This window comes from Butyrivibrio sp. AE3003, assembly GCF_000686065.1.
In the GTDB taxonomy this organism is placed as follows: domain Bacteria; phylum Bacillota; class Clostridia; order Lachnospirales; family Lachnospiraceae; genus Butyrivibrio; species Butyrivibrio hungatei_A.
The window spans coordinates 3385344-3411348 of record NZ_JMLX01000001.1 but is presented as its reverse complement, the minus strand read 5'-3'; the positions used below and the strand labels follow the sequence as shown (position 1 = coordinate 3411348).

The following is a 26005-nucleotide window of genomic DNA, read 5'->3' as shown; positions in this document are numbered from 1 at the left end:
CTGGTATCCGGTGCACTTATGGTCGCATCATTAGCCGTATGCGGCGCAGCATTTGCAACGGACGAGATCAAGGTTTCGGCAACGGAAGCGATTATCGCTTCAACAGAAGGCGTTTCGGTTCAGCCTGAAATAGCTTCTATCGAAGGAAGCTCAGCTATAGCAGATGAAAGTTCGGCTGCAGCATCTTCCTCAGTAGAACCTATCGACCCTAACGTGGTTGTACACTATGAAGTTCCTGCGAACATGTTCGCATCAGCTACCGTTAATGTAAGAAACGGAGCGGGAATTCAGTGTGATAAGATCGGTAAACTCTCATGGGGCGCACAGATCACAGTAACAGGCGAAACAGGCAGCGGTTGGTATGAGATAGCATACAAAGACGGAATAGGATATGTCAGCAAGGATTATGTATCTACCGGAATCCCCGGCGTGCCTTTTCTTTTTGTAGGAGACTCAAGAACAGTTCAGCTTAAAACTGCCGTAGGTTCAACCGATAAGGCATATGTTGCCAAGGTCGGTGAAGGTTACAGCTGGTTCAAGAACACTGCTCTTCCCCAGATTCCCAATTACGCCGGAAACGGAACCGTAATGGTAATCAACTTTGGCGTAAACGATCTTGCAAACGCATCGAAGTACATCAGACTTGTAAACAGCAACATCGATTCATGGGAAGCTGCCGGAATCAAGGTTTACTACGCAGCAGTAACTCCCGTAAAGAACTGCAAGACAGTTTCTAACGAGCAGATAGAAAAATTCAACGCAAAGCTCAAGTCACAGCTTGATCCTAGAGTCACTTGGATAGACGGTTACTCTTACTTAAAGCAGAACGGTTTCTCAACCGGTGACGGGCTTCATTACAACAACTCAACATACAAGAGTCTTTACTCCTACTATATGTCAGTAATTGACGCTTAATTTTAAGGCTGTCGCACTTTTGTGTGGCAGCCCTTTTTGTCCCCAATTAACGCCAGCCCCAATGGCATCAGGTCTGAAATTGTAGCTGTTTGTTTTCACAGTAAGGGTATAAGGCGAATTTTCTTGTTGTTACATATGTTGATATTCAAGGCATAAAAAGACTTAAGCTTTCATTCTTCGCTCCAAAACTCGCCCATAAATGGGCTCAAACAATTGGAGCGAGAACAGAATGAAATCTTAAGTCTTTTTATTGCTCTTGAATATTGCAACATCTGTAAATACAGCAAAAATCCGCCTTATACCCTTACTGTGAAGCCAAAAGTTATCGACTTTCAGACCTAATTCCCTTGGGGGCCGGGCTGTCTATGAATGAATCTACTCAAACAAAAAAGCCGCCAAAAGCGACTTTCTCTAAGCTGCTGACGGGAATCGAACCCGTGACCTCCGCACTACCAATGCGACGCACTACCGACTGTGCTACAACAGCGCATGCCCTAAAGCACGATGTTTATTATAACAATCCTAAATAACGGTGTCAATCAGAATATAGTGAAAGAGCATATCTCCTGCTCATGCATGAAATATCTCGAAGATAGGCAGTACATTTATCTTGCACACATCTGCTCTTTTCTTTATTCCCGAAGATATGAGCAGAAAAAACAGCGATTCGCATTTTTCAATCGCAGCAACAATGGCCTGAGAATACTGCCTGTTTCACCATATGGTGCTACCTGCAGTATTCACATCATCAGTTCTTCGATGAGGTAGTGGTAGATCTCTTCGTTCTTTTTTTGCCACTTATCGCAGATTGACTGTGCAATCTCTTCGGTGGGAACGGGAATTGATATGTTAAGGATACACTTTCCGTTCTCCATAGCTACAAGCTGAGCAGTGTACTCCTTGTCGCCTGTTTTTCTGTAGTCACTAAGTATGGAGGCTTCATTTCTGAGTTTCAGGCTGTTCGCTGTGAGGAATTCATCAGCCTGCTGCCTGATGGACGGATTAATTCTGTTGCCAAAAAACTTGAGCGTCTCTTCGCCTTCGGCAGTTATCTCCAGAAATGTCCTGTTTGCCATAGTTTTTTCTACGATAAGCTCCGATGAAACAAGCTCCGCAAATACTTCCTGAAGCGTCAGGAACGTCGTATATTCTTTTTCCAATATAAAGTCATAGATCTGCGACTTGCTAAGAGGTACCTCGCAGCGCTTTAGCATGTACAGAACGATCATTTTGTATAAAGTAAGATACCGTGAGCTCACAGTGATGCCTCCATCTTAAGTACTATAGTAAACGAGCCGGCGTGCCTCTCCGGCAGTTGCCGGCAAAGCACTACACTACTCAAATGTGAGCTTTTACAGCTGCCGAAATAACATCTGCTACTCTCTCATCAAAAGCTGCAGGAAGGATATTCTCATCATTAAGCTCATCATCAGGGATAAGTCCTGCAAGTGCAGTTGCAGCCGCAAGTTTCATCTCCTCTGTGATCTGCTTTGCTCTTCCTTCAAGCGCACCGCGGAAGATTCCGGGGAAAACTAGAACGTTGTTTACCTGGTTGGGGAAATCACTTCTTCCCGTTCCGATAACCCTTACTCCTGCTTCCTTTGCAACATCGGGCATGATCTCGGGAACAGGATTTGCCATAGCGAACATGATCGCATCTTTGTTCATTCCCTGAGCCATCTCTTTTGTAACGATTCCGGGAGCCGAAACACCGACAAATACGTCTGCACCCTTAAGAGCATCGGCAAGTGTTCCGTTCTCCTGATCGGGGTTGGTCACATCCATCATCTTCTCCTGCATCCAGTTAAGATCGGGTGATGTCTTGCTGAGGATTCCGGACTTATCGCACATGATAACCTTCTTAAATCCATAACGGAGAAGAAGCTTTGTGATAGCTATTCCGGCACTTCCCGCACCGTTTACAACTACCTTGCAGTCTTCCTTTTTCTTTCCGACAACCTTAAGTCCGTTGATAACACCTGCAAGAACAACGATGGCTGTTCCGTGCTGATCGTCATGGAATACGGGGATATCAAGTGTCTCTTTTAATCTCTCTTCTATCTCAAAGCATCTGGGAGCAGAAATGTCCTCAAGGTTGATTCCGCCAAATCCCGGTGCAAGATATGTAACAGCTTTGATTATCTCTTCTGTATCCTGAGTATCAAGGCAGATAGGCACTGCGTTCACGCCTCCAAACTCCTTGAAAAGAACTGCTTTTCCCTCCATAACCGGCATTGCTGCGTAGGGTCCGATGTTTCCAAGTCCAAGAACCGCGCTACCGTCAGAAACTACGGCGATGGTATTGGACTTGATAGTATACTTATAAGCAAGCTCTTTATCTTCAGCTATAAGCTTACATGGTTCTGCAACTCCGGGTGTATATGCAATAGCAAGGTCCTCTTTTGATTTCACCTCAGCTTTTGAAAGTGTCTCAAGCTTTCCCTGCCATTCCTCGTGCATTTTAAGTGCCTTCTCAGCGTTAGTCATAATAGTACTACTCCTCTCTTGTCAAAACTCTTTTCCAACTATACTGTAAGCAAACGACACGACTTCGTTTCGTTTGTCCGTATCAATGTATTTGAAGACATCATATAGCTTCTTGTGTCCTCCGCCCGTGTTTTCAAGGCCGAGCGCAAGCCCCAGTGCCGATATCTCCTCCTGCGCATCAACCTGCCTGGACAGCATGAGCGCGTCGATATGGCCATTTTTTTCCATTTTGGTATAAGCATAGGCAAATGCCGCTGCCTGAACATCTTCTCCGGATGTAGATGAATATCCCAGCTCACTCAGAATTATTGAGCGAACATTTCCCGAAGTATCCCTCATGGAATCTTTTTGCATATAATTAGTAAGCACCTCGATGTTATCCATTGTTATCGTAGGTGTTGTTTCCGTGTGATTTACGTACCTGGATGCATTCCAGAACGCCGTATTTCCGTTGGGGAAAGAATACGGATGAGCCGCAAGTCCCCAGTCTATATTTCCGTAATTTGATATGGACGACGCAAATATATCTATAACGTCTTTTGCGTCATAATCACCTGTCTTTTCCGTATTATATGTCCAGCGCTGGTCAATGGGAATGTATACCTTAGCGCTTGAATTCTCGCTCATTATAGCATTGTAAAAGACTCTGAATGCTCTTGTAAATGCCGCTGTATAAGTATTTACATCGGTCTTTGCCATATAATTATATTCTTTTCTGGCGTTGACCTCATTGGCAATAATCCACATACTTACATTGCCATGGCCGGTTCCCGAATATCTTCCCGCCAAAAAGCTTCCGATAGCGGCAAGTGCTTTTACACCGCCTTCATCTGCAGCGTTAAACATGTAATACGGTGCAGTTGAGCCGCTTCGGGCATCCGGATGAGTAATCTCGGGATATGTTGAAGGGCTGGCATCATTTAATATGATAGCAGCTATGTCTATCCCCATTCCATTTAGCTTCTGGAACAGATTATCATAATCATTCATTATCTGCGAGTTAAAATGATAAACCTTACCGCCATAATCATACTCAATTCCGCCGGAAGTCGTAAGTATATGCGAAAGAGGAATATTGTAAGAACAATAATTCACTCCGAGATCCGGAAGTTCGGAAAGCTTCAGCGGATGCGGAAGAATTCCCTTTATCGACTTGTGCTCCATCCCGCCATAGCTGTGCCTTGCGCACGCTTCGGGATTTGTAATGTACTTGGGGTGGCTTATGCCGACAAAACCTCCGTCTTTTCTGACAGCAAGTGTAAACTTGGAAAAAAGCCTTGAATCCGCAGAATCTTTTTTCAGATTAAGCTTAAACTGTGCCTCTTCACCCTTATATATCCTGTCAAGAGGCTCTGCACCTTCTGCAAGACCGTCCTCATATGTTGCCTGTTCAAAAATATAATAGTATTTGTCATCACTTGCCGGTATTCCCGCAGAAGTCGCTTCTATCTGGATTTTGTCATCATCCACGATAGCGCAGTTGTTGATGCTGGCAAATTCGGCAGTGTTCTCGGGCGTAAGTTCAATTGTTTCCGGTCTCTGCATAAGGGCTTCCGTAACCGTCATCCCCGATCCCGTTATGAAATTTATAATATCCTGATTTAAATACTCATGCTTTCCGTTATTGGTAGTATCATGTGCTACTTCAATAGTCTCAAGAAAAGATTCCGGCTCAGAATCGTCTCCGTTATATACATTTTTTAGCAAAGTTACAACTAATACAGTAACAAAAACAAGCGCAAAGGCTGTAACTATTCCTGTTAAGGCAAGCAGTCTTCTGTTTCGCCGGATTCTTTGATTTCTTGTACTTCCTTTACCGGTTCGCATCCTGCGCTTTCTTTTTTTCATCAGTCTCCCTTTTTATTTCTGTTTTTTAGTTTCTTCATATGATCCTTTATCTTAAGTTCGTAGCCATTTCCCGTCGGGTTGTAAAATTCCTTTCCATTAAGCTCATACGGCAGATACTGCTGTTCAACATAATGGTCCGGATAATCGTGGGCATATTTGTATCCAAGGCCGTGCCCAAGCTTTGCGGCCGATTTGTAGTGTGCATCCTGAAGATGCGGCGGAATCGGAAGATTTCCCGTTTCCCTGATCGCATGCTGTGCATTCTCAATAGCAAGATATGCCGCATTGCTCTTAGGCGCCGTAGCGATGTAGCTTGCCGCCTGAGCCAGCGTTATACGCGCTTCCGGCATGCCGAGTCTCTCAACTGCAAGTGAAGCTGCAACCGCCACCTGTAAAGCTTGCGGATCGGCGTTTCCTACATCTTCGGAAGCACATACCATCATTCGCCTTACTATGAATTTAGGGTCTTCTCCGGCATCCAGCATTCTTGCAAGATAGTAGACCGCAGCGTCCGGATCCGAACCTCGCATACTCTTTATAAAAGCAGATATAGTGTCGTAGTGATTGTCGCCGTCCTTGTCATATCTGGCAACTTTACGCTGAATGCACTCCTCTGCCACTTCTTTGGTTATATGTATCAGGCCGTCGCTGCTGCGCTCTGTTGTCATAACGCCAAGTTCAATGGCATTTAACGCATGCCTTGCATCTCCATCAGAAAGATCTGCAAGAAAATCTGCAGCATCATCTTCAAGAACAGCGTTATAACCGCCCATTCCTCTCTCTTTATCGGTAACGGCGCGGTTTAGAAGCACTTTTATATCTTCTGCCGTAAGCGGTTTAAGTTCGAAAACAACCGATCTTGATATAAGAGCTCCGTTCACCTCAAAATAAGGATTTTCCGTCGTCGCTCCGATAAGTATCACCGTTCCGTCCTCAACAAACGGAAGAAGGTAGTCCTGCTGCCCCTTATTAAACCTGTGGATCTCATCTATAAAAAGAATGGTCTTCTTGCCGTACATTCCAAGGTTATCCTTAGCCTTGTTAACGACCTCTTCCATATCTTTTTTGCCCGCTATGGTAGCATTTATCTGAGTAAACTCAGCCTTCGTAGTACCCGCTATAACCTTAGCAAGCGTGGTCTTTCCTGTTCCGGGTGGTCCGTACAGTATTATGGAACTTAGCTTATCTGCCTGAATTGCACGATAAAGAAGCTTGTCTTTTGCAATGATATGCTGCTGTCCCACCACCTCATCCAAGGTTCTCGGGCGCATTCTTGCGGCAAGCGGAGATTCTTTATCCATATTGTTTTCACGCATATAGTCAAACAAATCCATAACATTTTAGATTTTACTATTTTTGATAAAAAAAATAAAGGTACGCTTTCGCTGCATTGTATAATAGATTTTATAAAAAATCACAAAAAGTATTGACCTTCCACCTTATGGAAGGTGTATTTTCCTTATATCAGCAGAGAATTCAATGCGATTGGAGAAACATCAATGAAGATTAGTCAGGTAGAAGAACTTGTTGGTATCACCAAAAAGAATATCCGTTTTTATGAAGACCAAGGTCTTCTTTCTCCGGAGAGGGATCCCGAAAACGGATACAGAGAATATTCTCTTAAGGATGTTGATGAGCTTATGAAGATCAAATTCCTAAGAAAGCTTTCCGTTCCTCTGGAGGACATTCGCAGAGTTCAGGAAAAAGAACTATCACTTAGCATGTGTCTTGAAAAACAGAGCAGTAACTTAAAAAGCGAGATTACATCCTTGGAAAGTGCGATTGAACTGTGTGATTCCGTAAAAGACAAGAATCCTGATTATTCTGATTTCAAAGCAGAAGAATATCTCGAAGAAATGCATAAGATCGAAGAAAGGGGTGGAAAGTTCATGAACGTTTCCAAAACAGATGTCAAGAAAAAGAAAATAGGAGCTTTATTGGCAGCTGCAGTATTCTTAGCTATGATGGTTGCTTACATAATATTCTTCCTTACAGTAAGCGTAAGTGACGGAACCCCGATGCCTCTGTTCATTGTGATCATGTTTGTAGGCATTGCTGTAATAGTTGGTTGTATTCTTGCTTTAAGGCAAAGACTTAAGGAAATCGAAGGAGGAGAAGAAGATGAAGCTAGTAAGTATTGATACCATTCCCGGAGCAGAGATTGAGGCTCTCGGCCTTGTAAAAGGAACTGTTGTGCAGTCCAAGAATTTGGGAAGAGATTTTATGGCCGGCATGAAGACACTTGTCGGAGGTGAGATCAAGGGATACACTGAGATGCTCACGGAAGCAAGGCAAATTGCCACAAAGCGTATGGTTGATGAGGCTATGAGTCTTGGCGCCGATGCAATCGTAGGTGTTCGCTACGGCTCATCCGCAGTCATGCAGGGTGCAGCAGAGATCGTTGCATACGGAACTGCCGTGAAAATAAAGTAAATCCGGGCCTTATATAGCGCTTGGGGCGTGCGGGCATAGGCTCTGTAATGTTTGTGTTCGGCTGCGCAGTGATTATCATGAATTTATAAAAACAGGAACCGTTTCCTTTCATGTTGTTCAGAAAAGTTAGCGGTTCCTGTTTTTATAAATAGTGATAATCATCTTGCTCGTCCGAGAACTACGCACTACAGAGCCTATGCCCGCACGCCCCAAGCGCTATATAAGGCCCTCACTTACTGCTCTGCTCTATCGTTACGCCGTTGGCGTTCATCTTAATGGTTATATCTCCGCCTCTGGTGATATAGGTTTCCACACCTTCAGCTTCCAAAACATTAATCGTCTCCGCATCCTCATGTTCCTTCTTACTTGCTGTGATGATTGCGTACTTAGGAGTGACGCGCTTTATAAATTCATCAAGATTCTTTTTAAAGCGACCGTGATGCGGCATTTTTAGAACATCACATTCAAGGCCGTCAATTGAGATGAGTTCGTTGATACGCTCCTCTTCCGCATCTCCGGTGAACAGCATAGTCTTATCGGCGCACTGCACCTTGATTGCAAGGGATGAATTATTGCTGACGCTGCTCTTATAATTCATTGATTCAGGCGGATAGATAGTGTACACAACTCCGTCTTCTTTAAAAGAAATAACATCTTTTACAATAAGATCTTTGTACCCTTTTTCCTTGAGTGCCTTGTAATATTCGGTTATATCATCGGAATCCTTTGAAAGATATGTTGTGTAAATTTTTCCTATATTCTTGGCTTTTATTATCTGATCGGCTCCGCCGACATGATCTTGATCAAAGTGAGTGATTATCATCTCATCTATGGTATCTATCCCCTGCTCATCGATAAGTTCAAGGAAATTGTCGCCCTTTTTATCTGTCGCCGTGTCTATTACAACAGTGTGATTCGCCGTTCTTAAAAGAAAAGCATCGGCCTTTCCGCACTTAAACGCAGTGATAGTGATCTCTGAATCGGGATCGGGTGTAAGATTTTTGCTCGCTTCGTCCGCATAAACTTCCTCAGCCGTATCATCACCGGGCTGAAAAACCTTGGAATTATTATTGCAGGAAGAAGTTGCAAAAATTGTTGCCATCAAAGTTAAAGCCGCTACCAGTCTCTTTTTCATATGTCCCCCTTTAACCTTTCACATTTATATTGTCCACAAAAAAAGCCATTTTAAAGTTTATATCCCGTACCTTAAATAAACCTAAATTTCATCATGCTTAAGAAATAATCTCATTACACTTTTTGTTCAGCATATTGAGAACTCTCTTTTTATCAAGGCTCCACAACGGTGCCTCAAGAAGGCGCCTCGGCCCGTCTCCCGTCATCCTGTGTACTACGGTTTCTTTGGGCAAAAGAGCTATACAATCACGCACAAGATCCGTATACTCCTCCATTGACATCACAGGAAACGGCTCGCGCATATAATCATCATACACCGAAGTCCCCTTCAATATCTGAAGATTCTGAATCTTGATGCCGTCAAGTACGGGGTCAAGCTCCGCAAGATACTTAACCGACGAAAGCATATCGTCTTTTGTTTCACCCGGAAGTCCCAGAATAACATGCACTATGACCGTTATGCCGGCTTCTTTAAGCCTATTGTACGCATCTTCAAAGACTTTAAGTTCATAACCCCTGTCAACCTTTCGGGCGGTCTCTTCATGTATCGTCTGAAGTCCAAGTTCCACCCACACAGGCTTCTTGCGGTTAAGAGCTGCAAGCATCTCCATTACGTCATCTCCCAGGCAGTCGGGTCTTGTTCCCAGGGAAAGAATCTTAATATCATCCCTGTCAACAGTCTCGTTATAGAGCTTGGAAAGACGCCCGACATCTCCGTAGGTATTCGTATAAGACTGAAAATACGCGATAAAGCTCTTTGCATCAGTCTTTTGCCTTATCCTTGCCTTTGCATCTTCTATCTGGACAGCGATCGGTGCGATCTTTGCCGCAAACTCACCAGAGCCCTGCTCAGAACAAAAAGTACATCCCTTTGTCAGCTTTTTTCCGTCCGGAGTGATTATTGAGCCATCCCTGTTAGGGCACGTACAACCTGATGAAAGAGAAAGTCTGTATATCTTTTCACCGTATGTTTCTTTTAAATATGTTGAAAGCTTTCGAGGCATGGCTCAGCACATCTGCTCCTTTGTTTCCTCTATGCACTCAACCGCGTGTCTTACACAATCATCGCAGTCGCACAGCACCTTTCCGGTCTCCACTCCCTTGAGTTCCTTGCAGATAGTGGCTCCGGACTTTTCCTTAAAGCTTGCAAGCATCTTTTTTGCCGTCATTACAGTCGGGGTAGTCGTATCGTTTTTTAGCCCCGCAACCATTGTTGCCGCACAAAGAGCACCGCATGTGGCTTCAAGGCATCCCATTCCCGTTCCGAATCCCGAGCCCATCTTCATAAGAAGTTCCTCCGGAACCTTAAGCTCATCCTTATACGCTTTCAGAACAGCCTGACAACAATTGCATCCACTGTGTTTGTACTGAACTGCCAATTCTCTTTTATCCATTTTTTCTCCTACCACTACGAGCAGGTGCCTTATCAAAAAACACCTGCTCGCCTGATTTTTTACCGTTTCAAATTATGCAAGGAAACCTATATCGGAAACTATCGGAAGTTCTATAGCTTTTCCTTTGAGCGCTCTCACAAATGCTACGATCCTTACTATAAAAAGTACGATCAGCATGATGGGTGATGCAATCCATCCGATAAACGGAACGATGAAGACAACTGCTGCAATAATATTTGCAACTTCGATCATAGCTGCGTTTCTTGCATGGAATCTTGCAAACGGTGAATTATTTACCAAAAGAGCTATGATCATGCCCATAAATCCTATATATGCAAGGGTTGCAAATATCTTATTATCTGCAATATCCCTTTTATCATAGTCAGAAGTGTGATCCTTTGGATCAAATGCTGTATACTGAGGAGCAAACTGGTTAAAGCTCTGCCCGTTCGGATTAAATCCGGGCTGCATCTGTGGTGCAACACCATCCTGAAAAGCATTCGGATCGACTCCCTGATTCTGGTTATATGGCTCTAAAGAGCAGCCACATTTCTCGCAGAATTTTACGTCATCTGCTAACTCTTTCCCACAATTTGGACAAATTTTCATTGCAATTACCTCCTACCCCAAAACTGCTATTTACTTTCAAATTATTGTACATTCTGTGAAAAACATTTGCAAGTTGCACACAATTTAATAATGTAATCCATTGCTTATTTTGAACAAAAAATAGTAACATTACTATATGAAACAATTAAGGATGTGATATATGAAAAGAAATGTGACCCTTGGCATACTTGCCCATGTTGACGCGGGTAAGACTACCCTTTCTGAGAGTCTCTTGTATCTTGCCGGCCGTATTAAAAAGCCGGGAAGAGTCGATCATAAAGATACTTTTCTTGATACATACGAACTCGAAAGATCACGCGGAATTACAATCTTTTCCAAACAAGCCATTTTTGATTACAACGACATACGCTTTAATCTGCTTGACACTCCGGGACACGCAGATTTTTCTCCGGAAATGGAAAGAACTCTTCAGGTTCTTGACATTGCTACGCTCATAATAAGCGCACCGGACGGCGTAACTTCACAGGCCAGGATGCTTTTTAAGCTCCTTGAGCATTACCGTGTCCCGACTGTGATCTTCGTAAACAAAATGGACCAACCCGGAACCGATGTAGGTGCGGTGACATCTGAGATCAGGGAAACACTTTCATCCTCATGCATCTCTTTTGATGAGAGTGTGCCTGAAGATGAATTCTTTGAAGAACTCGCCATGTGTGACGAAGAGCTTTTATCAAGTTTCCTTGATGGTAAAAAGATAACTCAGGAAAACATTAGCAATCTCATTCATAAAAGGAAGTGCTTCCCGATTCTCTTTGGCTCAGCCCTTAAAGCGGACGGCGTACAACAGCTCCTTGACCTTATCTGCAAGGCAGCTCCGAGTATGACCTGCGAAGCTGAAAACCCTGACGGTACGCCAAAAGAATTCGGAGCCAGGATATATAAGATAAGCAGAGATAATTCAGGAAACCGTTTGACTCACATCAAGATCACAAGCGGCGTCCTGAACGTCAGAGACAGTATTCGCGGCGAAAAAGTCGATCAGATACGACTTTATTCGGGCGAAAAGTTCGAGCCTGCAAGAAGTGCCTATGCCGGAATGATATGCGTCGTAACAGGCCTTACAGGGACAAGAGCCGGCGAAGGACTCGGCATTTTGGAAGGCAGTAATGTCTCAGAAATCCTGCAACCCATTTTATCCTGCACTCTCCTTCTTCCCGAAGATGTGAATCCCGTTCCCGTCTTTAAGCAGCTTAAAGTTCTCGAAGAGGAAGAACCTATGCTTCAGGTGACTTCTCTTGAAGAAACCGGCCAGATTGAGATTCAGATAATGGGTGAAGTGCAAAAAGAGATCCTTCGTCACATGCTAAAGACCCGATTTAACATCGACGCGGAGTTTGGCCCCGGACACACCGTATATAAGGAAACGATAGCAAATACCGTTGAAGGCGTCGGTCATTTTGAACCGCTCCGCCACTACGCCGAAGTGCATCTTCTCCTTGAACCCGGAGAACCGGGAAGCGGTCTTGTCTTTTCGTCAGACTGTCCGACCGATGACCTTGCACTTAACTGGCAGAGGCTGGTCCTTACGCACCTTGGTGAAAAGAAGCATCGCGGAGTCCTTACAGGCTCTGAGATAACCGACATGAAAATCACGCTCATAGCAGGAAAGGCTCACGAAAAGCACACAGAGGGCGGTGATTTCAGGCAGGCCACCTATCGCGCAATAAGGCAGGGACTGATGCAGGCAGATTCAGTTCTTTTAGAACCGATACTCGATTACAGAATGGAACTTCCGCAAGAAACTGTAGGAAGGGCTCTCACGGACATACAAATGATGAACGGAACCGTGGGACTGCCCGATATTGAAGGCGGCAAATCAATTCTTACGGGAACTGTCCCCGCAGCATGTCTCGGTAATTACGCGCAGGAACTATCCGCATATACCAAAGGCGAAGGCCATATCTACACCACGCTCAGCGGCTACGGCCCTTGCCACAACGCAGAAGAAGTTATTGCTTCATCAGGTTACGATCCCGACCTTGATCCGGACAATCCCTCTTCTTCCGTATTTTGTATGCACGGTGCGGCAACCTTGATCTCATGGGATGAAGTTCCGGATCATATGCATCTGGACGCAAGAAAGCCCGATTTAGCAAAAAGCGATGCAGTAACAGATCTTACAAACGGCCTCGACCTCGAAGCCCTAAAGAAGATAAATACGCGCAGAAGCGCTGAAGATACACGCTCTTTTGCAGAAAAACAAAAAGACTATTTCGCCGCCGAAGACGAACTAAAGTCCATATTTGAAAGAACCTACGGAACCATAAAGCCTCGCTACACTGAGGACCGATCCGTACTTGCTTCAGCAGACAGCATTGCGGCCGAAAAAAACAGAGACCTTGATATCGAACAAGAAAAACGCGATAAGCACAGAAACGCCACCGCAGCAGAAAAAGCAGCAATCGAAGCATCAAAGCACTATCTTCTGGTCGATGGCTACAACGTGATCCACGCATCAAAGGAATTAAAAGATCTTGCCAAACACGATCTCAAGGCCGCGAGAGACTCACTCATAGATACGCTGTCCAACTTCCAAGGATACAGGCGTGAAGAAGTCCTGCTTATATTTGACGCCTATAAGGTACCCGGCGGAAAAGAGCACATTGAAAAACTAAATAACCTTACAGTGATATACACAAAAGAAGCTGAGACAGCCGATCAGTACATTGAAAAGGCTGCTCACGAATTCAGTAAGAAATACAGGGTGACTGTTGCCACTTCAGACGCAATCGAGCAAGTCATAGTATTCAGTGCCGGTGCGATAAGGATGTCTGCATCGGAATTCTGGGAAGAAATTGAGGTGACACGGCGATCTATACTGGATAAGATTTTGGAAAAAAAAGCATAAAGATTAGGAAAAAAGTATAAACTTTTTTAACGAAATTGCCGATATATTTGTATAATAGACTGACACGGAGGTAATTGTTTCTATGAAGGAAAAACGAACACCTAAGTTCCACGCCAGCATGGCTGCTGTGCTGTTAATGGTCACTATCCCGCTTATAATAGCGTTGATCGGTAGCATCATTTTCAGTAATGTGCAGATGAAGAACATTGAGAAGACCGACGAGAAGATTTATTATGACATGCTATATACAATAAATTTTGAGCTTGTAAATGCAGACAAAGACTTGAACGAGGCAATGCTTTCAATCAGTCGCTACCTTTCAGAATTTAAGTATGCAAATATGAGTGTCCTTACAGGATATATGGAAAACACTCAGAATTGCATCGACCAGACATCAAGCAGAGTTGAAAACGCAAACGGGCTCGCCCAGACCAATTCATATTTGTATAACACTATAACTTCAGATTCCGGAGCAACTTTTACAGCAACTCATGATTCATTTGTTGCCGCTCTCGCAGAATGGCAGGAAGATTACAAACAGACAATCGGATCCGGCTCAGATGAGTACAATGCAGGATCCGGCGAGATCAAGAAGCTCACGGATGACTACGCGATTGCCAGAGGTTATCTCTCAGAGATGACTCAGATTGCCGAGAAATGGGCCAATGATGAGAAAGAGATGAACAACGCTTCAATAAACAGAAGTATCATCGTAAGCTCAACAATATTCGGCGCGATCGCAGCTGCACTCTTTATCTTTACTATCATCATGCTCCTTAACATCGTACACAACCTTAAGAGTATCTCTCTTGCGGTTAAGAACGTTGCTACGGGAGACTTTGTTACCAAGATAAGACCCAACAGCATTATAAAAGACTTTAATAATATCGCTGCTTCTCTTGAGGGAATGAGACACGAACTCAGACACGCACTCCTTAAAGTCATTACTCATGCCGATAGCGTAAACAGCAAAGCTGAGATTGCAAAAGATTCAATCACAAGCTCGCAGAAAACCACAACCGATATCAGCTCCGCAGTAAACGATCTTGCATCGGGAGCAACAGCTATGGCTGAAGATGTTCAGAGCACTTCTACCATCACGATCAACATCGGCTCTTCTGTTGACAGCGTGCTTGATTCAGCAAACTCCAACCTTGAAAAAGGCCGCCTTGTTTACAATGAATCTGTCAAAGTAAAAGAACAGCTTGAGCAGATCAAGATTCAGGACCAGAAGACAGACGAAATGGCCGGACGTGTTGCAGAGTCAGTTAACGAGACCGCAAATGTAGTTGAACAGATCTCGACAGCCGCAGAATCCATCATTTCAATCGCAAGCCAGACAAACCTCCTTGCGCTCAATGCTTCAATTGAGGCCGCAAGAGCCGGCGAAGCAGGAAAAGGATTTGCAGTCGTTGCCGATAACATCAAGAACCTTGCAGGCGATACAAACGCTCTTGCAGGCGAGATCACCAACATGCTCTCAACAATCACCGACTACTCAAACACTAACAAAGAACTTACAGAGAGCATCAAGGCCGCTACAACAAATGAAGCTACAGCCCTTGAAGAGATGAGTATTTCCTTCGATGAAATGCTAAGACTCCTTCAGGAAACCGAGGAAGGAAACAAGCAGATTGCTACTCTCGTAGAGACAATGAACTCCGATAAGGAGAACATCCTTAACTCCATCGAGTCCCTTTCAAGTATCTCCGAAGAGAACGCCGCTTCCACTCAGGAAACAAGCGCATCTCTCATGGAACTTGATACCAATATGGAATCTGTTGTAAATCAGGCAAAAGACCTCCAGCAGATTGCCGAAGAGCTTACAGCCAATGTTAAGTACTTCAAGATTCAGGTTCCTGCCAAAAAAGAAAACTAAGAAAAATAAAAGGATAAAAACTTATCGGTGATACGCCGAAAGTTTTTATCCTTATTTTTTTACATATTCTGCTCACACGGACGTTACGCTGATATCTTATGCGTTATGCTCAATAAGATAGTCGTTAAGCGCATCTACAATCTCTTCACCGTCAATACCATGTACTGCACAAGCCTCAGCAAGTGTCTCCATCTGTGAAGCGGGACAATAGATACATCCCATTCCGCACTCCATCAAAAACTGTGACGCGAGCGGATGCTTAACCAAAAGGTCTCCGACAAGCATATCTGCTGTAACAAGTGCCTCTGCACCTGACTCGTTCTTTACTTCTTCGTTTGCCAATTTAATCTCCTCACTTTCACTATTGCTACGTTCTTCATCGCTACCAAAGAACAGATCTTTTAACTTACTCATATATTCTCCGTTCCAAACACAATATCTCGTTAAACGCTCTACTCAATAAAGCTGATTATAATTCAATAAATTGTGCAAAATCATTTTAGCGCACACATTCATTTATAGCAAGTATCATTTTGAACTCTTTATACTTATATAAGAATTCCGGCCATTATAACGTCTATCGATGTTTCCATGATCTCGCTGAAGCTAAGTCCCACCTTAAGCATCTCCCTGGATGCAATAAGCTGTTTAATAGATCCTATAAATATAAGTCTGACGAAAGTAAGGGGCATATCCTTGATCAATTTCTTTTCCATAGCCTTGATAAGAAGCCTGTCGACGTTATCCCAGCTATTCTCTATCCTATAGATCAAATACTCGTAAACGTCAGGATATTTGGTCTTAAGCTGATAAACTTTTCTGAAATCGATATCTTTGTACTTATCAGGAAGACATACTATAGCAAGCTTTATCTTTTGCACAAGATCGATGGAATCATCATCGATTATCTCAATCTCTTTTTCCCTGATTCCTTCAAACACGTAATCGATAACAGCCTTTAAAAGATCGGCCTTTTTGCCAAACTGCTTATAAACCGTCTTCTTGCTTATATGCATTCCGTCTACAAGTTCATCCAGCGTAAACTTAAGTCCTTCTCTGCTAAAGCGCATTATAGTCTCGTCAATGATTCTTTCCTTTATATCATCCATGCGACAGTCCCCCGAGTTTTTCACATTATATGGCAAACATGCGATAGCTCTGCATCTTACTTGATCATGCGAGTACAGCCTTTAAGTACTCCCATACATTCTTTGCAGACTTAACAGACAGTTTTTCCTTTGTGGAATGAATATCTGCCATATCGGGTCCGATTGATATGCAATCAAGATCTTTTATCTTATTGCTGATGATACCACACTCAAGTCCTGCGTGAATTGCATGAAGAACAGGCTCTTTTCCATACAGTTTCTTATAAACGTCAACCATATGGTCTCTGAGCTGAGAATCACATCTGTACTTCCATCCGGGATAGATGCCTTCCATAGTTGTCTTGCCGCCAAAAGACTCCGCTACAACTTCAAGTTTCTTTACAAGAACTGCCTTGGATGATTCAACACTGCTTCTAAGTGACTGAACAGTCTTTGCCTTGTCACTGCTTGTTTCCACAATACCAAGGTTAACAGAAGTCTCAACAAGTCCTTCTACAGCGGCACTCATCGCAAGAGGGCCGTTTGGCATTGCAATGATCATCTTAAGAAATCTCTCAGCATCCTTTTTATCAATACATTCTGCTGTTGTCTTACCAATCTCGTTAAATGTTATCTCAACGTTTGGATCCTTAAGATCAAGCTCGCCTTTGACATCTGTAAGCGTCTTTTCAACACTTTCTTTTATCTTGGCAACATCACCTTCAGGAACAACAATATTTGCAGCTGACGCAAATGGAATCGCATTATCGGCCATTCCGCCGCCAAAGTTCTTTACATGAAGCTCCGCAACATCCATTGCCTCAAGCATAGTCCTAGCACATATGATATTGGCATTTCCTCTCTCATACTTGATCATCTCTCCCGAGTGTCCGCCCTTAAGACCAAGTACTTCTATCTTACATTCAACACCGGAAATGCTCTCTCTCTTTACCGTAAGTTCAGAAATAAATGTTGCCCCCCCTGCGCAACTTGTAATAAATTCGCCTTCAATCTCGTTGTCTATATTGATCATCTTCTTGCCTTTGAGTGAAGACAGATCAAGCGCCGATGCACCGATCATTCCAATCTCCTCGTTGGTAGTGATGATAACTTCAAGCGGAGGATGCGGTATATCCTTAGAATCAAGGAGTGCAAGAATATACGCAACCGCTATTCCGTCGTCTCCTCCAAGGCTTGTACCGTCTGCCCAGATATATTCTCCGTCAGTCTTCACCCTAAGGCTGTCTTTTGCCATATCTATATCACAGTCATCTTCTTTTACTGCAACCATATCCATGTGGCCCTGAAGAATAATAGGTTCCCTATCTTCATATCCCTTAGAAGCAGGTGCCTTGATGATGACATTAAGCTCATCGTCAGATATTACTTCCAGATTCCTCTCCTTTGCAAAATTAACAAGAAAAGCACTTATCTGCTCCAAATTTCTGGAGCCGTGCGGAATCTTACATATCTCCTCAAAAAAATGAAAAACCTCTTTGGGTTCTAAGTTCTCTAATACTGACATTTGTGTTACCTCCAAAAAAATAAAGAAGCCTCTTTCGAGACTTCTTTATTCTATCGCAACAATATCGTTTTATCAACGCATGTTTTAATTTATGCAATCTTTGTCTTTGCAAGCTCTGCAAGTGTCTTGAATCCTTCAGGATCGTTAACTGCGAGGTCTGCAAGCATCTTTCTGTTGATGTCAACGCCTGCAAGCTTAAGACCGTGCATCATGTTGCTGTATGAAAGACCGTTGATTCTAGCTGCAGCATTGATACGTGTAATCCAAAGAGATCTCATATCTCTCTTCTTCTGCTTACGTCCGGCGAATGCAGAAGTAAGTGCTCTCATAACTGACTGCTTTGCAACTCTATACTGCTTTGATCTTGCTCCTCTGTATCCTTTTGCAAGTTTTAATACTCTATTGTGCTTTTTCTTGGCATTCAATGCGCCTTTAACTCTTGCCATTTAAAATATCCTCCTAAAATTTTTCAAAAACATTTTAAAACTGTTAGTGCTCTTACACTAAACCCGATAAAACCTTGCTAAGTGCTCTGCTTATGGGATATATACTAAATTCGACAAAACCTCATGTAAGTATATCCCCATAGCTCGCACTAAGCTCGATAAAACCTCGCTAAGTGCTCTGCTTAAGCGTAAGGAAGAATGCTCTTCATTGCCTTTACATTTGTAGCATCAACAAGTCCTGCATGTCTCAAGTTTCTCTTTCTCTTTGTGGACTTCTTTGTCAAGATGTGGCGCTTATACGCTTTGTTTCTCATAAGCTTGCCTGTGCCAGTTACCTTAAATCTCTTGGCAGCAGCTCTCTTTGTTTTCATCTTTTGCTGCATAACTAAATCCTCCTGTGAATCTTAAGTTTATTCTATAGTGTTCAACCAAAAATAATGGTAAAAACCTTAGTTTTTCTTCTCTGTAAGGAACATTGCCATGCTACGTCCCTCAACCTTAGGCTGCTTCTCGATAACAGCAATATCGCTGAGCGCCTCGGCAAAATCTGTAAGAATGTGTACGCTTGCGCCCATATGAGCCATCTCACGACCACGGAAACGAAGTGTTACCTTTACACGATTTCCTTTTTCAAGGAATTTCTTAGCCGCATTGACCTTTGTGTTAAGATCGTTCTTGTCGATATTGGGAGAAAGTCTGATCTCCTTGATCTCAACTGTCTTCTGCTTCTTTCTTGCCTCTTTTTCTTTGCGAAGCTGTTCATACTTAAACTTACCATAATCAACAACTCTGCAAACAGGTGGTTTGGCGTTTGGAGCGATCATAACAAGATCAACACCTGCATCATCGGCTGTCTTTCTGGCATCCTGGATTGACATAACACCGAGCTGTTCGCCCTCAACTCCGATTACACGAACTTCCTTAGCTCTAATCTGTTCATTGATAAATAACTCGCTAATGGCTTTATCCTCCGCAAAATAAAAAAAGTGAATACGCAACGTATCCACTTTTCTATTCATAATAAAAAACCTGACGGTATTATTCTTGAAAAGATATTAACGCCTGCTGGCTGTGCCGCAGGGTGAGAGTGGATACTCTGCTTTGTTATCAAATACTGAAATAATATATCACAGTAAAAAGTCTCTGTCAACTTTTTTTGTTTTAAATTATTATTTAGTCTTTACAGGGATAAGCAACAGATCGTTTGTTCCAAAGAACAAGCTGTTTCTTATCATACCAATCCTATAAAGATTTAATATGTAGAACATCGCACAAAATACCGTTATCAGACCAAAAGTAGCTATAAGGTCTTCAACTGTAGGCGGATAACCACGACGCCTCGTGTAATTTCCGACATATTCTGCGATCTCTGCTTCAAATCCACGCATGATTCCTATACCTCCCCTCTGTATTTTTTAGTAGATATATTTAATGTTACAGAAGGAATGTTTCTAATTTGTGGAATAAAAATAAAAACAATATAAACAATTATTGTCGCTGCTCACAAATAGTATAATGTATTTATGAAAAAGGGAACTGTAAGGACAACTGTTACTTTATTCCTAATAGCGATATTCATGCTGCTTTTATATGTATTCGTCGGCAGACCCATGATTGGTTTTGTCAAAGATCCCGAGGCTCTGGATGCTTTTGTGCAAAGCAAAGGAACCGCAGGTCTGTTAGTTTTTGGCTTTTTTGTCCTGATACAGACAATGTCAAGTTGCATTCCCGGACTGCCTTTTTATCTGGCTTCAGGCTATCTTCTCGGCGGCTTTAAAGGAGCTCTTCTGTGCGATACGTTTGCAACGCTCGGAAACACAGCCGCTTTTCTTATCGGTAAGAAATTCGGAAGAAATTTTTTACTATATCTTTTCCCTGAAGATAAGCTTGTGCATGTTGAAAACATAATAAAAAAAGGAAAGCCAAAGATCATTCATATTTTATTCATGCTGCTGCCCCTTCCCAAGGATACATATGCCTGGCTTGGCTATTACTCGGAAGAACCGCTTATTATGTGGATTCCGCTCACATTTATTGCAAGATTCCCGCATATTTTCCTGTATACTTACGGCGGCGAGCAGCTTATGTCCAATAAGTATATGGTGCTTATCTTGGGTGGAGCCTTCGCAACACTTGTATACGCCGTTGTTTTGATGTTACTTAAGAAAAAGAATTAGTTTCATATATCATGGAATTCCCTAATCAATAAAAAAGCATTTCGCTCGCGAAATGCTAGCGCGAGAGCGGATTGCGTAAGCAATATATTCCTTACCGCGAGCTGCGCATCCCTGCGGAGCTTTTTTGTTGAATAGGGAATTTCAGAGAAATTTCCTATTCAACAAAAAAAACGCTTAACTCAATGAGTTAAGCGCTTTTAGCAACAGGGGAAGAGGGATTCGAACCCCCATGAGCGGTTTTGGAGACCGGCATACTAGCCATTGTATGATTCCCCTATTTATACGGTTTGTCGGCACATGTCGCACCAACGAATGAAATTATATCATAGCAATTTAGGCTTGTAAAGAATAAAAATAAAAGAGTTTATCTCCGTTTTTTGCCGCGATCTTCATCTTTATGATTGGACAATGGTTTGAAAATAGTCATTCTTCCCGTCCATCCTACAATTCTTGTAAGTATTATTCCCGTAATCGCTCCGCTGGAGTCTATCATTACATCTTTTGGCGAAGGCCCTCTACCGTGGACAAAAGACTGATGGAATTCATCAAGACTTGCGTATCCGACACAGAATAGTCCTGCAAAAAAGATCAACTTCATTCCTCTTACGCCATATACATACAGCGGAAAAGCTACAGATACTCCCAAAAGGAAGTATTCCGTAAAGTGTGCTGTCTTTCTTACATAATACTGATATTTTGTGGAAAGCTGATCGATACGTTCTTCGCTCCAGCCTTTATCGAGCACCTTGTTTGTAACAGTAAAGATCTTTACCCCCACTTTGTAACTTAACTGGCTGCTGGTCGTACCTTCCTGCGATGAAAGCATAAAGATAATGCACATCATCATTATTGCAGGCAGAAAGGACATTGGTTTTAATACGAATCTAAGTGTTTCTTTTATGTATAATAAAAAATATTTCATTTTTTCCTTTTCGATGTCTTCTTTTTCACTACGCTGTATCCGAATTTTCCGATCTTTTCACCAAGAGTAAAATACTCTCCGTGTGAATAAGAGATCAGATCTGCGGCGCGCAGGTCAAATTTTCCTTTGTTGTCTAATAGTTTCTCATCAACGGTAACGCCCATCACTTCAGCCACAAACATATCATGGCTTCCAAGTTCCAGAACGTTTCTTACCTTACATTCAATATTTACGGGGCTCTCTGCGATTCCGGGAGCTGACACGAATCTTGATTCTAACGGCGTCAGATGCATTTCTTTGAACTTGTCATAGTTTTTTCCCGATCTTACTCCGCACCAATCGGTTGCGTAAGCAAGCTTTCTGTTCGTGAGATTAACCACAAACTCGCCCGTCTCCTTCAAGATATCATAGGAGTAGCGCTCCTTACGAACAGATATGGATAACATCGCAGGTGAACTGCAAACATTCCCTGCCCAGGCTACGGTAATGATATTTGGCTTCTCGCCTTCTCTTTGGCAACTTACCATAACTGCAGGTATGGGATACAGCATGTTCCCCGGTTTCCATAATTCTTTTCCGTTTTTATTTTCCAATGAATCTACCTCATTATCTTAAATATATTTTAAAAGTATACCACATCAGCGGCATTAAGTGACAAATGTATGAGGAATCATGCCAATATATCTGAAAAAGGTGAAAGAAGACAGAAAAATATCTTTTGTTAACAATATATTTAGCAACTATTGCCATTGAAACGCCAATACATGCTGGTATAATGAAAAGGGCATTTGGAATGCTAAATAAAAATAAACAAATAACAGGGTGAAAATGAATGGAAGGAGAAAGAATATGAAAAGATTTCATACAATCATGGCTGCATCTATTATGGCAGCTTCAATTATGGCATGCGGACAGGAGGCTGAACAGCCGGAGCAGCCTGAGACAGAAACGGTAGAGGAAGTGGAAAGTGCCGAAAATACCGATCCGGTAGATGATACGGATACAGCTGCCGATACAGCGGAAGAGTCAACAAAGGATGAGGCAAAAGATTCAGCTCTTGCCGCACCTACAGTAAAAGATGGTGTAAAGAAGCAGGGACCTGAAGGACAGGATGTATACTTTGAGTGGAATTCCGTTGACGGAGCCGATGGATATGAAATCTCTGTAAAGTCAAAGTACTGTGAAGAACAGGAATATACTGAGGATGCTTCAACCTATGAGACCACAGATAACTTCTATACTGTGGGAGCACAGGATGATTTCGATTTCCTTATTAAGGTAAGAGCTTATAAGGGCGAAGGAGCAAACAGAACTTTCAGTGAGTGGAGCAACGAAGCTAAAGGCGCTACTTACTGATAAAAAACGGATTGCAAATAAATCTTTGAATAGTTAAAATGGCAATAAAGCAGTTATCAATGATGACAATGTCATTAAGTTAACATTGGGATAATGCTTTGGATGAGAGAAACGGGAATGAAGATGATAACCTTCATTCCCGTTTCTTCCTTTTTAGGCATAACAAACAGGCGGATCTAAAATCCACCTACTAATCATGTTTTATTTTGATTATTTATGCTACTCTATATAAGAAACTATGAAATACTTTTCCTGTCAGTATTCGTTTACGATGCCTATTAGGTCTAACTGGAATTATATTTCTAGCTATTATAGTTTCTAAATTAGGTGATGTCGTTTTTTCACGCAAGAATAGTCTGCAGACATGAGCAGCAACGGTAAAGTTCGCTTTGTATGTATATTTTCTTTGCTTTTTTTCAATGACTACGTGCGAGGTAATCATTTCCGCAAAGTTATACATTATCAGATGTGCGTATATTTCTTGCTGAATACACATCACCTTTTTTGAATGAAAATCTAGCATTCCAATAGTATATTTTAAATCTCTAAATGAAGTTTCTATCCCCCATCTGGCTGCATATAACTTTTTTAAATTTGTTGGCGTATATTCCTTAGCGTCCAAGTTAGTAATTACGGTTTCATATGTGTCTTCAGTAATCTTGAATCGTACGATTCTAAATTTAAGCTCATAAAAGGCTACTGAATCCTTTTTCCTTAGCTTTGTTGGGAGATAATCAAACGGATGTGAATGTGCAATCAATTTGTAGTGATTCTTGTCCTTCAAAAATAATTCCTTCATTTCCTTTGTTTGTTTACGCGTAAGTTTTAAATCAATATTTACATCAAATTCTTCTTCATCAGGTAGGTCTAATCCATTCTTAATTCCTCGTGTACCATCCTTAATCCTTATGAGATAATACCAACCTTTTTCTTGGATATGTGCCATACTGTGATAAGATTCGTATCCTCTATCAGCAATTACTAATGCTTTGGGAATAGGCGATCTATCTACCATCTCTTGCAATGCAGAGTGCTCATTTGCATCATGCTTTCCTTGAAGTACTACATCAGTATATAAATGATTTTCTAGATTATAGAGTGCATTTAAATGCAACAAATTGTAGGGCTTTTGTCCATTAACACTGGGATAATAAGATTTTTTATCTTCAGAATTAGTTGGAATTTGAATATCAGAACCATCAACTGCAAGAATAGTTAAATCAGAATGCGAATGATTTTGTAGTTTATTTGTAAACCCTTTAAAGATGTCTCTAAAAAATTCGGGCTTAATCTTTTGTCTTTGCTGAACAAAAGCCGAGGCAGATGGCAATGAACTGACATCATGGAAGATATCAATCATCTCATTGGTTATACTCTTGCTTTCCATCTCGATGATAGCTCTGACTATTTTTTCGAATGGAAGCTTACGATTCCTAGTGAAATCTACTTTGGGATTAACAACATAATCCAACATGTTTTGAGTAGTGGTAGTGATTTCAGATAATAAAAGCTTTTTAATGTGTTTTGGTTTCATATGTGACCTCCTTGCAATCAAGTTTTCCTTAATTACAAGGGCCGCTTTCGCTACCTTTAAAACATCAGTAGCGAAAGCGGCCACACATTTACGATAATCTGTCAATACCTTTTAAGAAAAAAAGACCCCTATGTCATTTCTGACATAGAGATCTTTTGGGCTGTCATCTTAACTTAATGACATTGTCAATGATGATAGCTGCTTTTCTTATTGAAAATCTGAAACGGATAAAATTTTTACAGAAAGAAGGGATTATTACGAAGAAGTACATCAAATGGTTTGGCTTAAGTTTATTAGTTTTCTTGGTAAGTATTTTCCTGCATGAATGCGGTCATGGAATTGCTAACAGTATAGCAGGAATACCTTGTAGTACAGGTTTCAATAAGGTGGGCGATATATACAAATATCCGTCGGATAGTGATTTCAGAGCATACTATTCCACTACACAGGCAGTCTTGTTAGATTTCGGTGTTCCGTGTACGTTGCTTTTATGTGTTCTTGGTACATTGCTTTTTAAAAAGAATAAGAACAAGCTCATTCAATACATAGGAGCAGCACTTGCGACAGTAAACAGCCTATTACGATTTGTCCCTTGCACATGTGTATTACTCACACCTGTCTTTACAGGCAAAACTCATGTAGAAGATGAATATGAAACAGGACAGTTTCTTTGCCAAATGACCGGTAATAACTTTTTATTATATATTCCGGCGTTGGTATCTGAGGCAATCACACTACTCTGCATGATCGTCATACTTAGGGATGCGAAGAAAAAGAATGTCCAGCATGTTGCATTATACACATTTGTTTCACTCTCGGTTTTTTGCATTGGAATGGTAATAGCATTTATCATGGATGAACATTTTAGAATCAACTGGAACGCTATGTAAGTATATATATTGACTTAATCAATATGCTATTATAAGATGTTATTGCGGAAACGCATTAAAAAGCAATTATATATTCAACGGCAAAAACAACCCCCTAGGTGCTGCAACACCTAGGGGGTTTTGCTCGTCAAAGTGAGCTATTCTTAGGTTAGTACCGTGTTATTACTCTCTGTCTAACCATTTGCAAATATAGTAGGCAACTACACTCGCCAACACAGAGATGCTAAAAGCAATTATATATTCCAACGGCGCCTCACCTCCTTTCTGCTGGAGGGACACGGCTTATTTACATTATCACAATTCGAATCACAATACAAACACTTGTACTAAAATCTAAGTATTCATTTCTTCGTTATTTTACATATGATAAATAGATATACAAACAAACGGTTATATCCTTTATTAACCGTTTATTTCATTACAAAAAACAACGTACGGAGGTCCACAATGGCAAAAGTCATCATAATTATCGTTTTGTTACTCTTAATCACTTACGCTC

At 41.9% G+C, this 26005-nt stretch carries 26 protein-coding genes and 2 tRNA genes; 8 read left to right on the top strand and 20 right to left on the bottom strand.

Annotated elements, in window-relative coordinates; genetic code table 11:
• Positions 1–18 precede the first annotated feature (18 nt).
• Positions 19–915, top strand: coding sequence for an SH3 domain-containing protein (locus CD00_RS0116345; RefSeq protein WP_026656942.1), 897 nt, complete (start codon positions 19–21; stop codon positions 913–915).
• A 414-nt stretch (positions 916–1329) separates the two neighbouring features.
• Here the strand turns inward: CD00_RS0116345 and CD00_RS0116340 are convergent.
• The 5 genes from CD00_RS0116340 to CD00_RS0116320 all read right to left on the bottom strand — a co-directional run bounded on the left by CD00_RS0116340 (position 1330) and on the right by CD00_RS0116320 (position 6584).
• Positions 1330–1402 (bottom strand) — tRNA-Thr (locus CD00_RS0116340).
• A gap of 253 nt (positions 1403–1655) precedes the next feature.
• Positions 1656–2174 carry a DUF4364 family protein gene (locus CD00_RS0116335; RefSeq protein ID WP_026656941.1) on the bottom strand — a complete coding sequence of 173 codons (519 nt, stop codon included), beginning with the start codon at positions 2172–2174 and terminating at the stop codon, positions 1656–1658.
• A gap of 79 nt (positions 2175–2253) precedes the next feature.
• Positions 2254–3402 carry an NAD(P)-dependent malic enzyme gene (locus tag CD00_RS0116330; RefSeq protein WP_026656939.1) on the bottom strand — a complete coding sequence of 383 codons (1149 nt, stop codon included), beginning with the start codon at positions 3400–3402 and terminating at the stop codon, positions 2254–2256.
• A gap of 21 nt (positions 3403–3423) precedes the next feature.
• Positions 3424–5250 carry a DUF5722 domain-containing protein gene (locus CD00_RS0116325; RefSeq protein ID WP_026656938.1) on the bottom strand — a complete coding sequence of 609 codons (1827 nt, stop codon included), beginning with the start codon at positions 5248–5250 and terminating at the stop codon, positions 3424–3426.
• Positions 5250–6584 carry a replication-associated recombination protein A gene (locus CD00_RS0116320; protein ID WP_026656937.1) on the bottom strand — a complete coding sequence of 445 codons (1335 nt, stop codon included), beginning with the start codon at positions 6582–6584 and terminating at the stop codon, positions 5250–5252. Before CD00_RS0116320 ends, CD00_RS0116325 begins: the two co-directional genes overlap by 1 nt.
• Before the next feature lie 165 nt (positions 6585–6749).
• Here CD00_RS0116320 and CD00_RS0116315 point away from each other — a divergent pair, with 165 nt between their 5' ends.
• Together CD00_RS0116315 and CD00_RS0116310 are read left to right on the top strand one after the other, a co-directional pair.
• A complete protein-coding gene (locus CD00_RS0116315; RefSeq protein WP_026656936.1) occupies positions 6750–7391 on the top strand; it encodes a MerR family transcriptional regulator in 642 nt (213 codons plus the stop codon).
• Positions 7372–7683, top strand: coding sequence for a YbjQ family protein (locus CD00_RS0116310; RefSeq protein WP_026656935.1), 312 nt, complete (start codon positions 7372–7374; stop codon positions 7681–7683). Before CD00_RS0116315 ends, CD00_RS0116310 begins: the two co-directional genes overlap by 20 nt.
• Positions 7684–7912: 229 nt before the next feature.
• On the opposite strand, the gene CD00_RS0116305 is transcribed toward CD00_RS0116310, so the two are convergent.
• The 4 genes from CD00_RS0116305 to CD00_RS0116290 all read right to left on the bottom strand — a co-directional run bounded on the left by CD00_RS0116305 (position 7913) and on the right by CD00_RS0116290 (position 10820).
• Positions 7913–8818 carry a ComEC/Rec2 family competence protein gene (locus CD00_RS0116305; RefSeq protein ID WP_026656934.1) on the bottom strand — a complete coding sequence of 302 codons (906 nt, stop codon included), beginning with the start codon at positions 8816–8818 and terminating at the stop codon, positions 7913–7915.
• Between the two features lie 97 nt (positions 8819–8915).
• Positions 8916–9821 (bottom strand): TIGR01212 family radical SAM protein, encoded by a 906-nt coding sequence (locus CD00_RS0116300; protein ID WP_026656933.1) that lies wholly within the window; start codon positions 9819–9821, stop codon positions 8916–8918.
• 3 nt (positions 9822–9824) lie between these two features.
• On the bottom strand, positions 9825–10211 hold the full coding sequence (locus CD00_RS0116295; RefSeq protein WP_026656931.1) for a C-GCAxxG-C-C family protein: 387 nt from the start codon (positions 10209–10211) through the stop codon (positions 9825–9827).
• Between the two features lie 72 nt (positions 10212–10283).
• A complete protein-coding gene (locus CD00_RS0116290) occupies positions 10284–10820 on the bottom strand; it encodes a DUF4870 domain-containing protein (protein ID WP_026656930.1) in 537 nt (178 codons plus the stop codon).
• A gap of 160 nt (positions 10821–10980) precedes the next feature.
• Between CD00_RS0116290 and CD00_RS18875 the strand changes: the two genes are divergently transcribed.
• Positions 10981–13689 (top strand): translation factor GTPase family protein, encoded by a 2709-nt coding sequence (locus CD00_RS18875; RefSeq protein ID WP_051594264.1) that lies wholly within the window; start codon positions 10981–10983, stop codon positions 13687–13689.
• 82 nt (positions 13690–13771) lie between these two features.
• Positions 13772–15568, top strand: a complete 1797-nt coding sequence (locus tag CD00_RS0116280; protein WP_026656929.1) for a methyl-accepting chemotaxis protein — start codon at positions 13772–13774, stop codon at positions 15566–15568.
• 96 nt (positions 15569–15664) lie between these two features.
• Here CD00_RS0116280 and CD00_RS19950 read toward each other — a convergent pair whose 3' ends face one another.
• The 7 genes from CD00_RS19950 to CD00_RS0116245 all read right to left on the bottom strand — a co-directional run bounded on the left by CD00_RS19950 (position 15665) and on the right by CD00_RS0116245 (position 20015).
• Entirely contained in the window at positions 15665–15982 is a 318-nt protein-coding gene (locus CD00_RS19950; protein ID WP_026656928.1) for a DUF1858 domain-containing protein, read from the bottom strand.
• Positions 15983–16116: 134 nt separating this feature from the next.
• Positions 16117–16677, bottom strand: coding sequence for a TetR/AcrR family transcriptional regulator (locus tag CD00_RS0116270; protein ID WP_026656927.1), 561 nt, complete (start codon positions 16675–16677; stop codon positions 16117–16119).
• 64 nt (positions 16678–16741) lie between these two features.
• Positions 16742–18181: an aminoacyl-histidine dipeptidase gene (locus tag CD00_RS0116265; protein ID WP_026656926.1), complete on the bottom strand. Its 1440-nt coding sequence runs from the start codon at positions 18179–18181 to the stop codon at positions 16742–16744.
• Positions 18182–18270: 89 nt separating this feature from the next.
• A complete protein-coding gene (rplT, locus tag CD00_RS0116260) occupies positions 18271–18627 on the bottom strand; it encodes a 50S ribosomal protein L20 (RefSeq protein ID WP_026656925.1) in 357 nt (118 codons plus the stop codon).
• Positions 18628–18809: 182 nt separating this feature from the next.
• A complete protein-coding gene (gene rpmI, locus CD00_RS0116255) occupies positions 18810–19010 on the bottom strand; it encodes a 50S ribosomal protein L35 (RefSeq protein ID WP_013280183.1) in 201 nt (66 codons plus the stop codon).
• Between the two features lie 66 nt (positions 19011–19076).
• A complete protein-coding gene (gene infC, locus CD00_RS0116250) occupies positions 19077–19646 on the bottom strand; it encodes a translation initiation factor IF-3 (protein ID WP_242838997.1) in 570 nt (189 codons plus the stop codon).
• A gap of 150 nt (positions 19647–19796) precedes the next feature.
• A complete protein-coding gene (locus CD00_RS0116245) occupies positions 19797–20015 on the bottom strand; it encodes a hypothetical protein (RefSeq protein WP_026656922.1) in 219 nt (72 codons plus the stop codon).
• Positions 20016–20150: 135 nt separating this feature from the next.
• On the opposite strand from CD00_RS0116245, the gene CD00_RS0116240 reads away from it, so the two are divergent.
• Positions 20151–20804 (top strand): TVP38/TMEM64 family protein, encoded by a 654-nt coding sequence (locus tag CD00_RS0116240; protein ID WP_155833795.1) that lies wholly within the window; start codon positions 20151–20153, stop codon positions 20802–20804.
• A 204-nt stretch (positions 20805–21008) separates the two neighbouring features.
• Here CD00_RS0116240 and CD00_RS0116235 read toward each other — a convergent pair.
• The 3 genes from CD00_RS0116235 to CD00_RS0116225 all read right to left on the bottom strand — a co-directional run bounded on the left by CD00_RS0116235 (position 21009) and on the right by CD00_RS0116225 (position 22277).
• A tRNA-Trp gene (locus CD00_RS0116235) sits at positions 21009–21080 on the bottom strand.
• A gap of 88 nt (positions 21081–21168) precedes the next feature.
• The gene (locus CD00_RS18865; protein ID WP_420354240.1) at positions 21169–21630 is read right to left on the bottom strand and encodes a VanZ family protein; all 462 of its coding nucleotides are present in this window, start codon (positions 21628–21630) and stop codon (positions 21169–21171) included.
• 92 nt (positions 21631–21722) lie between these two features.
• Complete coding sequence (locus CD00_RS0116225; protein WP_034462612.1) at positions 21723–22277, bottom strand: flavin reductase family protein; 555 nt, start codon at positions 22275–22277, stop codon at positions 21723–21725.
• 298 nt (positions 22278–22575) lie between these two features.
• Here CD00_RS0116225 and CD00_RS0116220 point away from each other — a divergent pair, with 298 nt between their 5' ends.
• Entirely contained in the window at positions 22576–23082 is a 507-nt protein-coding gene (locus CD00_RS0116220; RefSeq protein ID WP_026656919.1) for a hypothetical protein, read from the top strand.
• Positions 23083–23296: 214 nt separating this feature from the next.
• Here the strand turns inward: CD00_RS0116220 and CD00_RS0116215 are convergent, their stop codons facing one another.
• Complete coding sequence (locus tag CD00_RS0116215; protein ID WP_026655762.1) at positions 23297–24616, bottom strand: IS4 family transposase; 1320 nt, start codon at positions 24614–24616, stop codon at positions 23297–23299.
• Positions 24617–25002: 386 nt separating this feature from the next.
• Between CD00_RS0116215 and CD00_RS0116210 the strand changes: the two genes are divergently transcribed.
• The gene (locus CD00_RS0116210; protein WP_185750488.1) at positions 25003–25506 is read left to right on the top strand and encodes a hypothetical protein; all 504 of its coding nucleotides are present in this window, start codon (positions 25003–25005) and stop codon (positions 25504–25506) included.
• Positions 25507–26005 lie beyond the last annotated feature (499 nt).